The organism is Streptomyces sp. NPDC002125, assembly GCF_053593715.1.
Genome location: NZ_JBSFDD010000024.1, coordinates 1 through 11421 on the forward strand (window position 1 = coordinate 1; position 11421 = coordinate 11421).

Genomic DNA, 11421 nt, shown 5'->3' on the forward strand with positions numbered 1-11421 from the left:
GTTTCACCGGGGCCCTCCGGGCGCTTCCCTTCGTTCTTGCGTTTCCGACTCTATCAGACTCTTTCGTGTCCGATTCCCGGTCGAAGCGGGTTACTACTTGTTTCGCTTTCCAGTTCTTCGCTTTCGCGTTTCCCTTTCCGGCGAGTCCGACTCTATCAGGCCTTTTCCTATTCCCTGACCGGGGGTCCCGCAGGCATGCGGAAGCTCGATCAGAGTTACAGTCTGGGCTTGGGAGTCGCCGCCGGTCCCGGACCAGAGGTCGCTTTGGAGCCAGGCAGGAGTACGACAGTACAGCTCCCCGTGAGACGAGGCAAATCGTTTCCGGTGTGCCCCTTGGTCCACCAACCGGTAGCTCTCGGGCGGAACCGGGACTTCATATGACTTACGCTGCTGATCAGTACGCCGCCCTCCATCAGCCGTGGCGGTGACAGACGGATCCCCGCCCCTGGGAGGCTCTCCATGACCACAGTGACGTCCCCTCTTGCCGGCCGCGCCATCGGACTCACCGCGGTGCCCGACCCCGTGTTCTCCGGAGCGATGGTGGGTCCCGGTACGGCCATCAACCCCGTGCGTGAGCCTTCCGAGGCCGTCTCGCCGGTCGACGGAATCGTCGTCTCCCTGCACCCCCACGCCTTTGTCGTCGTCGACGACCAGGGGCACGGAGTGCTGACGCACCTCGGGATCGACACGGTGCAGCTCAACGGCGAGGGCTTCGAGCTGCTCGTGAACAAGGGGGACACCGTGACCCGCGGGCAGGGCATCGTGCGCTGGGACCCGGCCGGTGTCGAAGCCGCCGGGAAGTCGGCCATCTGTCCGGTCGTGGCCCTGGAGGCCACCGCGGAGTCCCTCTCCGAGGTCCGTGAGGACGGCGACGTGAAGGTCGGCGAGACGCTGTTCGGCTGGCAGTGACAGCCTCGGCGCAGTGACCGGCCAGTAGGGCATCCACCGCGGCGGCGCAGCCGCCGCACAATCGGAGACGGGTGAAATGGAGACAACGCTGCGAGGCGTCGGCGTGAGCCACGGTGTGGCGATCGGCGAAGTTCGGCACATGGGTACGGCAGTGCTCGAACCCCCGGCCAAACAGATTCCCGCGGAGGAGGCAGAGCGCGAGCAGGGGCGCGCCCGCCAGGCCGTGGAAGCTGTTGCGGCCGACCTCATCGCGCGCGGCAACCTGGCGGGGGGCGAGGCACAGCACGTGCTGGAGGCCCAGGCCATGATGGCGCAGGACCCCGAGCTCATCGCCGATGTGGAGCGCCGCATCGCTGTCGGCAGCACCGCCGAGCGCGGTGTGTACGACGCGTTCGCCGCGTACCGGGCGCTGCTGGCCAATGCCGGGGAGTACCTGGCGGGGCGGGTCGCCGACCTGGACGACGTACGGAACCGGATCGTGGCCCGGCTCCTCGGTGTCCCGATGCCGGGTGTTCCGGACAGCGACGAGCCGTACGTGCTGATCGCGCGTGACCTGGCACCCGCCGACACGGCTCTGCTCGACCCCACCCTCGTGCTGGGTTTCGTCACCGAGGAGGGCGGGCCGACCAGCCACAGCGCGATTCTCGCGCGGGCGCTCGGTGTGCCGGCCGTGGTGGCGCTCCCCGGAGCCGGTGAGATCGCCGAGGGCACGGTCGTCGCGGTCGACGGCAGCACCGGTGAGATCTTCGTCGAGCCGAGCCCGGAGAAGCGCGCCGAGATGGAGAGCGCCTCGGCCGCCCGCAAGGCGGCGCTGTCGGCCGTGACCGGTCCCGGTGCCACGTCCGACGGTCACAAGGTGCCGCTGCTCGCCAACGTCGGCGGCCCCGGTGACGTTCCGGCGGCGCTGGAGGCCGGTGCCGAGGGTGTCGGGCTGTTCCGTACGGAGTTCCTGTTCCTCGACGACAGCAAGCGGGCTCCGTCCGAGGAGAAGCAGGTCGAGGCCTACCGTGCGGTGCTGGAGGCGTTCCCCGAGGGGCGCGTCGTGGTCCGCGTGCTGGACGCGGGCGCCGACAAGCCGCTGGACTTCCTGACTCCTGCGGACGAGCCGAACCCCGCTCTGGGTGTGCGTGGTCTGCGCAGCCTGCTGGACCACCCGGATGTGCTGCGGACCCAGCTGACGGCGCTGTCCCGGGCGGCCGAGGGGCTGCCGGTCTATCTCGAGGTCATGGCCCCGATGGTGGCGGACCGTGCCGACGCGAAGGCGTTCGCCGACGCGTGCCGTGAAGCGGGGCTCCAGGCGAAGTTCGGCGCGATGGTGGAGATCCCGTCCGCCGCGCTCCGGGCCCGGTCGATCCTGCAGGAGGTGGAGTTCCTGTCGCTGGGCACCAACGACCTGGCGCAGTACACCTTTGCCGCCGACCGTCAGGTGGGGGCGGTGTCGCGCCTCCAGGACCCGTGGCAGCCGGCGCTGCTGGATCTGGTCGCGCTGTCGGCCGATGCCGCCAGGGCGGAGGGCAAGAGCTGCGGTGTCTGTGGTGAGGCCGCTTCGGATCCGCTGCTCGCGTGTGTGCTGACCGGTCTCGGTGTCACCTCTCTGTCGATGGGTGCGGCGTCCATTCCCTATGTGCGGGCGACGCTGGCGAAGCACACGCTCGCGCAGTGCGAGCGTGCGGCCTCCGCCGCGCGCGCCGCCGACTCCGCCGACGAGGCGCGTCTCGCGGCTCAGGCGGTGCTGTCGGGCGAGTGACGGTCCGGCCGCGCGTGGGCGCGGCCGGCCGCTGACGGGTCCCCGCCGGTGACGGTGGGGGCCCGTCTGCTTTCGGTGGTGGGTCAGCGGTGCGCCTCCGGTTCGTCGGCGCCGAGGTCGAAGCCCGCGCAGTACTCGACGCCGGACTCCGGGGACACGGGTTCGCCGGTGTCGGCGTCGGTGCAGTAGGCGCTGAAGACCGCGCCCGCCGTGAGCGGGACGAGGCTGCCCCGGTCCAGGCGCCAGCCGTGCACACGGTCCGGCGCGCCCGGTGCGGTGGTGCGCAGGACGACGCCGCCCTGTGTCTCCAGTGCGACGCCGACGGCGAGCACGGTGGCGAACTCCGCTCCTTCCGAGGACGCGAGCCGTGCCGGGCCGTCGGTGTCCCGTGAGGTGTGCAGGACGGCGAGGAGCTGGTCGTCGTCCGTGGGTGTGCTGCAGACGACGTGGTGGGTGCCGGGTCCCGCGGCGTCCAGCAGCCGCCCCAGCAGGTGGGACGCCCGGTCGAAGGCCGCGCGGCCGATGTCCTGCCCGCAGTCCGCGCAGTCGCCGAGGCCTGCCAGCAGCATCGTGGCGTACTCCCAGGTCGCGCGGCGGACCGCCCGGGAGACGAGCAGCGGGATCAGCGTGTCGAGGGGCTGGCCCGCATAGGCCACGGTGGCGCCTGCCGCGGCGATCTCGGCGGTGAACCGGCTGCGGCTCGTACGGTCGTCCGGGTCGATGCCCGCTTCCACGCAGAACTCGGCGTAGTCCTCCGGGTCGAAGAGGGCCACCGTGGTGTGCGTCCCCTGGGCTGCGAGTGTCCTGAGCAGGCCTTCGACCTGCCGGAGGTAGACGGAGTGGTCGTCGAAGGTGAAGGTCCGGTAGTGGCGCATGGCCGCGAAGTCCTCGGCGTCGACCAGGAGGCCGACGGTGCTGGGCACTTCGCGGCGCAGTGCGCGCCTGATGGATGTTCCGGACCGGTGCTGGACGCGCCTGGTCTGTTTGCTGTGCGCCATGAGTCCCCCTGTGCACTGTGGATCGATGCTCACTCAGCGTAATCAGGGGGACTGACAGTGACGGTCCCGCGGGCGGCTCAGCGGCGCTCGCGGGCCAGCTGCTCGTAGAAGTGGAGCAGTTCGAGGTTGTCGATGGAGCCCGGATTGACCGCCTTGGACAGGGCTGTGCCCTGGAGGAGCCGCTTGACCGGAACCTCGATGCGCTTGCCGGTCAGGGTGTGCGGGATGCCGGGGACCTCGATGACCTCGTCCGGTACATGGCGTGGGGAGAGGTTCTCGCGGATGGTCCGCTTGATGCTGTCGCGGAGTGCGTCGTCGAGCACGGCACCGTCGGCGAGGTGCACGAACAGCGGCATCCAGTAGCCCCCGTCCGGCTCCTCCAGGCCGATGACGAGGGATTCGCGGATCTCGGGGAGCCGCTCCACCGCCTCGTAGATGTCGGCGGATCCCATCCGGACGCCCTGCCTGTTGAGGGTGGAGTCCGAGCGGCCGTGGATGATCACCGATCCCCGTTCGGTGAGGGTGATCCAGTCCCCGTGGCGCCACACGCCGGGGTACATGTCGAAGTAGCTGTCGTGGTAGCGGCTTCCGTCCGGGTCGTTCCAGAAGCGGACCGGCATGGACGGCATGGGGGCCGTGACGACGAGCTCGCCGACCTCGCCCGTGAGCGGTTCGCCCGCGGGGTCCCAGGACTGGAGATCCGTGCCGAGGCAGGGGGCCTGGAGTTCGCCGATGTGGACCGGCAGGGTGGGGACCGCGCCCGCGAAGCAGCTGCAGACGTCCGTCCCTCCGCTGACCGAGGCGATCCAGAGGTCCTCGGCGACCTCGTCGTGGAGCCAGCGGAAGCCGTCGGGCGGGAGCGGTGAGCCGGTGGTGGCGACGCACTGCACACGGCTGAGGTCGTAGTCGCGGCCCGGGTGGACGTCCGCCTTGCGGCAGGCCATCACGTAGGCGGCGGAGGTGCCGAAGAGGGTCGCGCCGGTCTGCTCGGCGACGCGCCACTGGGCGCTGACGTCCGGGTAGCCGGGGCTTCCGTCGTACAGCACGACGGTGGTGCCGGTGAGCAGACCGGAGACGAGGAAGTTCCACATCATCCAGCCGGTGGAGGTGTACCAGAAGAAGCGGTCGTCGGGGCCGAGGTCGCAGTGCAGGCCGATCTGCTTGAAGTGTTCGAGCAGGATGCCGCCCTGGGACTGGACGATCGCCTTCGGAAGCCCCGTGGTGCCGGAGGAGTACAGCACCCAGAGGGGGTGGTCGAAGGGCACCTGCTCGAAGACGGGCTCTGTGTCCGCGGCGGTGAGCGCCGACCACTCCAGGGCCCCGTCGGGCGCGTCGGTGCCGAGGAGCGGGATGTGGACGACCGCGCGCAGGGTGGGCAGTTCGCGGCGGAGTTCGGCCACGGTGTCGGTACGGTCGTGCTCCTTGCCGCCGTAGCGGTAGCCGTCGACGGTGAACAGGACGACGGGTTCGACCTGCTGGAACCGGTCCAGGACGCTGCGTGCCCCGAAGTCGGGGGCGCAGGACGTCCAGACGCCGCCGACGGCCGCGGTGGCGAGGAACGCGACGACCGCCTGCGGGATGTTGGGGAGGTATCCGCTGACGCGGTCGCCGGGCGTGACGCCGATGGCGCGGAGCTCGGCGGCCAGCGAGCCTGCCTGGCGCCGGAGTTCGGACCAGCTGATGGCGACCTGGGTGTGGGTCTCGTCGACGTACAGCAGGGCGGGGGCGTCGGCGCGGAGCGGGTCGTCGGCCGTGCGCAGGGCGTGTTCGGCGTAGTTGAGGGTGGCGCCGGGGAACCACTGGGCGCCGGGCATGGTGCGGTCGCCGATGACCGCTTCGTACGGGGTGGAGAAGCGCACGTCGAACCAGTCGGCGACGGCCTTCCAGAAGGTGTCGAGTTCATCGACGGACCAGCGGTGCAGCGCCGCGTATCCCCCCTCGGCCGGTGCTCCGTACCGCTCGGCCGCCCATCGCTGGAAGCGGGTGACGGCCGCAGCCTCGACGCGCTCGGGCTCCGGCTGCCAGAGGGGGGCTTCGTCGGCTGCTGAGGTCATGGAGGCTCCCTGGCCTTTCGGGTTCGCGGGGTGGGCGACCGGCGCGCTCACCGGCTGGGTCGTGCGCGCGAACGGCATTCACGGACGATGCCATGTGATCGTCTTGCGCACCAGGGTCCGCCCGCCATGGTTGCGTGTCCCGCTGTGTGGTGGACACACAGGTGAACGGAAGCTGAACGGAGCCCGGATACGTCCGGGTGGATGGCAGGGTGGCCCGCATGGATGGTCGTGACCTGCTGCGCTCGGTGAAAATGGTCGGTTCCGTACAGGGGATGCGCACGGTGCGCTCGGCCTGGCGGCGCCATCGCGCGGATGCGCGGGCGCTGGCTCCGCGCGGGGCCGAACGGGCGCGTGTGCCGGGGCTTCTGGTCAGTGCGGAGCCGGAGCCGGGCGGGGGTGTCGTCAGGTTCGCCCGCTCGCAGCTGCTGATCCGGGTGGCTGTCGGCGGTGCGGTGTTCTGGTCCTGGGACGGCGCCGGTCCGCTGCCGTCGTACGCCCTGCCGGAAGCGGCGCCGGAGGCGGACCCCCGGGCCCGGCTGGAGCCCGCCACGAACGGCGGCTGGCAGGTGGTGTCGGAGCGGCTGACGGTCGTCGTGTCGCGGCACGGGGCAGTGGAGCTGCGCACGCCGGGCGGCGTGGTGCTGCGCCGGGAGCTGCCGCCGCGCTGGTGGGAGCCGGTGGCGGGGGGATCGGCGCGCTGGGTGCAGCGGTCCGAGGTCCCGGCGGACGCCCGCTTCTTCGGGCTGGGCGGGCGTGCCGGGGGCCCGAGGCTGCGGGAGGGCGTGTACCGGCTGTGGAACACCGATCCGGGAGGCCGTTTCGGTCCGGAGGACGATCCTCTGTACGTGACGATGCCCGTGCAGCTGGTGGTGTCGGACGCGGGGACGCACCTGGCCTTCCACGACAACAGCTGGCCGGGCGCGGTGACCTTGCGGGAGGGTGAGGAGGGCGAGGGTTCGGGCCATGACCGCCCGGGGGCGTGCGAGGTGCGGATGGAGGGCGGCCCGCTGCGCTGCTGGGTGGTCGCGGGCACGCCGGCCCGGGTGCTCCAGGGCTGGACGGCGCTGACGGGTGCGCCCGCGTTGCCGCCGTCGTGGGCGCTGGGTCCGCAGCACGCCAGGTGGGGCTTCGGCAGCGAGCGGGAGGTGCGCAGGGTCGTGGCGGGGTACCGGGAGCGGGGGCTTCCGCTGTCGGTGCTGCATCTCGACATCGACCACCACGACGCGCATCAGGTGTTCACCGTCGACGGGGAGCGGTTCCCCGATCTGCCCGGGCTGGCGAAGGAGCTGCGTGAGGACGGCGTACGCCTGGTGTCGATCGTCGATCCCGCGGTGCGGGCTTCGGTGGGGAACGCGGTGTTCGACAGCGGCCGGGAGGTGGGGCCCGCGGGGGCGTTCGTCCGGGATCCGCAGGGGCGTCCGGTGGTCGGTGAGGTCTGGCCCGGCGAATGCGTCTATCCGGACTTCACCGATCCGCTGGTGCGGGAGTGGTGGGGCGGGCTCTACGAGGAGCGGCTCGCCCGGGGGTTCTCCGGGGTGTGGCACGACATGAACGAGCCGGTGTCCTTCTCGGCGTTCGGCGATCCGACGCTGCCGCGTTCGGCCAGGCACGCGCTGGAGGGTGCCGGCGGGGACCACCGGGAGGCGCACAACGTGTACGGCCTGGCGATGGCGCGGGCCGGTTACGAGGGTCTGCTCCGGTTGCGCCCGGACGAGCGGCCGTTCCTGTTCTCCCGTTCGGGCTGGGCGGGGATGCAGCGGTTCGGGGGCACCTGGTCCGGCGATGTGGCCACGGGGTGGCCGGGGCTCAAGGCCTCGCTGTCCCTGGTCCTCGGCCTGGGGCTCTGCGGGGTGCCGTATTCGGGGCCGGATGTCGGCGGGTTCGACGGGTCGCCGTCGCCCGAGCTGTATCTGCGCTGGTTCCAGCTGGGCGCGTACATGCCGCTGTTCCGTACCCATGCGGCGATCGACGCGGGGCGCCGCGAGCCGTGGGAGTTCGGGCCCCGGGTGCTCGCGCACGCCAGGGAGGCGCTGGAGGAGCGGGAGCGGCTGCTGCCGTACTTCGTGACGCTGGCGCACTGGGCCCGGCTGACCGGTGCGCCGTATGTGCGTCCGCTGTGGTGGGGGTCGTCCACGGACCGGGCGCTGCGGGACTGCGGGGACGCGTTCCTGCTGGGTGACGCGCTGCTCGTGGCCCCGGTGCTGGAGGAGGGCGCCGTCCGCAGGCAGGTGCGGCTGCCGCACGGGCGGTGGTACGACACGGCGACCGGCCGGGCGTACGAGGGGCCGGGGCAGGTCGTGGTGGACGCGCCGCTGTCCCGGATTCCGGTGCTGGCGCGGGCCGGTGCGGTGATCCCGGTGCGGGGTGCGGACGGCGGGCTCGAACTGGAGGTGTGGGCGCCGCGTGCGGGGCGTACCGGCGGCGGTCTTGTCGTACGGGACATGGGCGACGGGTGGGAGCGGGCGGAGGTGGAGCGGTACACCTCGCGTCTCTCGGGCGGGCGTGTGGTGGTCGAGCGGGACGGTGAGGAGAGCGCGGTGGGGTGGCCGGTCCGGGTGCGGGGGCTGGCGGATCCGGATCGGGCGTAGTGGCCCGCCCGGCCGGACTCGCCTTCCGCCCGCGCAGCCGTGGTCGCCCGCGCAGCCCGGATACCTGGCTCGGTCGTGGTCGCCCGCGCAGCCCGGGTACCTGGCTGGGCGGCGGTGGCCCGCTCAGCTGTAGTCGCCGGCGAACCAGGAGCGTACGGCCAGGGTGTGCAGGGGGAAAGCAAGTTCGTCCGGGGTGCGCAGCACCGCGTATCCGGAGGTCTCGTCCGTCGGTGCGGAGGGCGGGAGTTCGTCGGCGGGGCGGCGCGGGAGCAGTCCGAAGAGCAGCAGGTGTCCGTCCGGGGAGCTCAGCGCGTCGGCGAGGCGTACGTCGGTCTCGTCGGCCGGGATGCCGGTCTCCTCGCGGAGTTCGCGTACGACGGCGTGGCGCCAGTCCTCGGCCCGGTCGACGTAGCCGCCGGGCAGGGCGATGCCGCCCTGGTGCGGAGGGATGGTGCGGGTGATGACGACCAGTCCGGTGCCCTGCGGTCCGGTCACGGGCAGAAGGGCGACGGCGACGGGCAGCGGGTTGCTGTACGCGGTGTGGCCGCAGGCGGCGCAGGTGCGCGGCCAGGTGTCGGCGGCGTACGGGGCTCCGCAGAAGCCGCAGTGGGAGTCCTTCACGGGCGGACTGTATCCGATCACTCTTCTCCTGGGGCTCCGAAGCTGATAGACGGTGTGCCCATGACAGGAATGAACCGTGTTCTCCGCGCCGTGGCCATCGCCGCCGCCGCTCTGCTCGCCTCGACCGCCGCCGCCCCGGTGGCCTCCGCCCGGCCCGAACCGAAGGCTCCCCCGGAGTTCGTCGACCTGCGCTCCGTCGATCCGACGATCCTCACGGAGATGCGCTACACCACCGCGCACAACTTCGTGGGAGAGCCGGTGGACGGCTACCGCCAGCCCGTGTGCATCCTGACGCGGCCGGCGGCACAAGCGCTGCGCACGGCCCAGCGGAGCCTCCTGCGGAAGGGCTACTCGCTCAAGGTGTACGACTGTTACCGCCCGCAGCGCGCTGTCGACCACTTCGTGCGCTGGGCCGAGGATCTCGACGACCAGGCCATGAAGGACGAGTTCTATCCGCACGTCGACAAGACGCGTCTGTTCGAGGACGGTTACATCGCGGAGAAGTCCGGGCACAGCCGGGGCAGCACAGTTGACCTCACCCTGGTGAAGCTGCCGGCGCTGCCGACCAGGCCGTACGAGCCCGGTGAGAAGCTGGCGCCGTGCTACGCGCCCAAGGAGGCGCGCTTCCCCGACAACTCGGTGGACATGGGCACGGGCTACGACTGTTTCGACACCCTGTCGCACACGGACGACCCCCGGGTGCAGGGGGTGCAGCGCGCCAACCGGCAGTTCCTCAAGGAGACGCTGACCGGGCTTGGCTTCGTGAATCTCGCCGAGGAGTGGTGGCACTTCACCTACAAGCCCGAGCTCTTCCCCGACACCTATTTCGACTTCCCGGTGTCCAGGCGTTCCGTCGCGGGTCACTGACAGCGGCCCCGCACGGGGAACGGGCGACCGGGACCACCTCCGTGGGCTCCGGCCGCCCGTTCCCGCAGCCGGACGCGGAACTGCCGTATCAGGTTGCCGTTCCAGCCGTTACGGTGCCCGTATGCCTCAGCAGACATTCGGTTCGTACGAAGAATTCTGGCCCTACTACGTCGCGATGCACTCCAGGGCGGCCACCCGGTGGATCCATCTGACGGGCACCCTGACCGGTCTCGCCCTGACCGCCTACGGTCTGGCGCGCGGCCGGAAGCGGTACGCCCTGGCGCTGCCGCTGATCGGTTACGGGACGGCGTGGCCGGCTCACTTCCTCATCGAGAAGAACAATCCGGCGACGTTCGGCAACCCCGCGTGGTCGCTGCGCGGCGATGCGCAGATGATCCGGATGATGCTCGCGGGGCGGGATGCGGAACTCGCGGAGACCGCGCAGAAGTGGCTCGCGGAGAACGCGTGATCCAATGCTGCGCGCAGGGTTGACGGTCCGTCACCCCGGGTGAAGACTCCTGTCACGCCCGCCGCCCCCCTCACCGTACGCGCGGCCCGTACCCCGGTCGGCGGGGGTACGGGCCGCGTTCTGTCCGGGCGCGAGCGGCCGTCAGGTCGTGGCGGGTTCCCTGAGCCGGTCCGCACGCACCATGGCGTGTTCGACGACCGCGACCAGCACATCCCGTACGGACGCCCTGTCGCGGGCGTCGCAGAGCAGCACCGGCACCTCGGGGTCGAGGTCGAGGGCCGCCCGGACCGTCTCGGTGGGGAACTGTTCGGCGCCTTCGAAGAGGTTGACCGCGACGGTGAAGGGGATCGCGCGGCGCTCGAAGTAGTCGACCGCCGCGAAGCAGTCCTCCAGCCGCCTGGTGTCCGCGAGGACCACCGCTCCCAGGGAGCCCTGGGCCAGCTCGTCCCAGAGGAACCAGAAGCGGTCCTGCCCGGGCGTCCCGAACAGGTAGAGGACGAGGTCTTCGCGCAGGGTGATCCGGCCGAAGTCCATGGCCACCGTGGTGGTGTGCTTGCCCTCGACGCCCGCGACGTCGTCCACGGGGCGTCCCGCCTCGCTCAGCCTCTCCTCCGTACGCAGCGGTCTGATCTCGCTGACCGCGCCCACCAGGGTCGTCTTGCCCACGCCGAAGCCACCCGCCACCAGGATTTTCAGGGTGACGGGCTCGACGGGCCGCTTTCTGCGGCTAGAGCGCCCGAAGGCCATTGATCACCTCGCGAAGAATGCTCTCGTCCGGCAGCTCGGCCGGCGGAACAGGACGGGTGACGTGCACCAGCTCGTCCTCGACGAGGTCACCGACCAGGACCCGGACCACCCCGACGGGGAGGTCCAGTCCGGAGGCGAGCTCGGCGATCGACTGGGGCATGTCGTGGCACAGTCGGACGATCTCCACGTGTTCCGGGGAGAGCGTCTGGTCCCGGCCGGGATCGTCGGCCGCCGGTTCGGGGATGACGATCGCGATCAGGTCGAGACGGTGGCGGGACGCGCTGCTGGTTCGCCCCCGGGTCATCGCGTAGGGCCGGACCACCGGACCCGCGTCGGCGTCGTACCAGCGCGAGGAGCCCGCTTCAGCGGAAGCGGGCGATGAGCCGGACGCGGTGTCACGGACGGAGTCGGCGCTCATGCC

The 11421-nt window shown here is 71.4% G+C and carries 10 protein-coding genes; 5 read left to right on the plus strand and 5 right to left on the minus strand.

Annotated elements, in window-relative coordinates:
* Positions 1–459 precede the first annotated feature (459 nt).
* Both ACWCQM_RS30815 and ptsP read left to right on the plus strand, forming a co-directional pair.
* Positions 460–909 (plus strand): PTS sugar transporter subunit IIA, encoded by a 450-nt coding sequence (locus ACWCQM_RS30815; RefSeq protein ID WP_450918361.1) that lies wholly within the window; start codon positions 460–462, stop codon positions 907–909.
* Positions 910–985: 76 nt separating this feature from the next.
* Entirely contained in the window at positions 986–2656 is a 1671-nt protein-coding gene (gene ptsP, locus ACWCQM_RS30820) for a phosphoenolpyruvate--protein phosphotransferase (RefSeq protein WP_450918362.1), read from the plus strand.
* A gap of 83 nt (positions 2657–2739) precedes the next feature.
* Here the strand turns inward: ptsP and ACWCQM_RS30825 are convergent, their stop codons facing one another.
* Together ACWCQM_RS30825 and ACWCQM_RS30830 are read right to left on the minus strand one after the other, a co-directional pair.
* Entirely contained in the window at positions 2740–3654 is a 915-nt protein-coding gene (locus ACWCQM_RS30825; protein WP_450918363.1) for a hypothetical protein, read from the minus strand.
* A 77-nt stretch (positions 3655–3731) separates the two neighbouring features.
* Positions 3732–5708: an acetoacetate--CoA ligase gene (locus tag ACWCQM_RS30830; protein WP_450918364.1), complete on the minus strand. Its 1977-nt coding sequence runs from the start codon at positions 5706–5708 to the stop codon at positions 3732–3734.
* A 218-nt stretch (positions 5709–5926) separates the two neighbouring features.
* Between ACWCQM_RS30830 and ACWCQM_RS30835 the strand changes: the two genes are divergently transcribed.
* Complete coding sequence (locus tag ACWCQM_RS30835; RefSeq protein WP_450918365.1) at positions 5927–8296, plus strand: glycoside hydrolase family 31 protein; 2370 nt, start codon at positions 5927–5929, stop codon at positions 8294–8296.
* Positions 8297–8419: 123 nt separating this feature from the next.
* Here ACWCQM_RS30835 and ACWCQM_RS30840 read toward each other — a convergent pair whose 3' ends face one another.
* The gene (locus tag ACWCQM_RS30840) at positions 8420–8917 is read right to left on the minus strand and encodes an NUDIX domain-containing protein (protein ID WP_450918366.1); all 498 of its coding nucleotides are present in this window, start codon (positions 8915–8917) and stop codon (positions 8420–8422) included.
* A gap of 60 nt (positions 8918–8977) precedes the next feature.
* Between ACWCQM_RS30840 and ACWCQM_RS30845 the strand changes: the two genes are divergently transcribed.
* Together ACWCQM_RS30845 and ACWCQM_RS30850 are read left to right on the plus strand one after the other, a co-directional pair.
* Positions 8978–9784 carry a M15 family metallopeptidase gene (locus ACWCQM_RS30845; protein WP_450918367.1) on the plus strand — a complete coding sequence of 269 codons (807 nt, stop codon included), beginning with the start codon at positions 8978–8980 and terminating at the stop codon, positions 9782–9784.
* A gap of 121 nt (positions 9785–9905) precedes the next feature.
* Positions 9906–10253, plus strand: a complete 348-nt coding sequence (locus tag ACWCQM_RS30850) for an Mpo1-like protein (protein ID WP_450918368.1) — start codon at positions 9906–9908, stop codon at positions 10251–10253.
* A 141-nt stretch (positions 10254–10394) separates the two neighbouring features.
* On the opposite strand, the gene ACWCQM_RS30855 is transcribed toward ACWCQM_RS30850, so the two are convergent.
* Together ACWCQM_RS30855 and ACWCQM_RS30860 are read right to left on the minus strand one after the other, a co-directional pair.
* The gene (locus tag ACWCQM_RS30855) at positions 10395–11000 is read right to left on the minus strand and encodes a GTP-binding protein (protein WP_450918369.1); all 606 of its coding nucleotides are present in this window, start codon (positions 10998–11000) and stop codon (positions 10395–10397) included.
* A complete protein-coding gene (locus ACWCQM_RS30860; RefSeq protein ID WP_450918370.1) occupies positions 10981–11418 on the minus strand; it encodes a DUF742 domain-containing protein in 438 nt (145 codons plus the stop codon). The genes ACWCQM_RS30855 and ACWCQM_RS30860 overlap by 20 nt, the downstream gene beginning before the upstream one ends.
* Between the last annotated feature and the right edge of the window lie 3 nt (positions 11419–11421).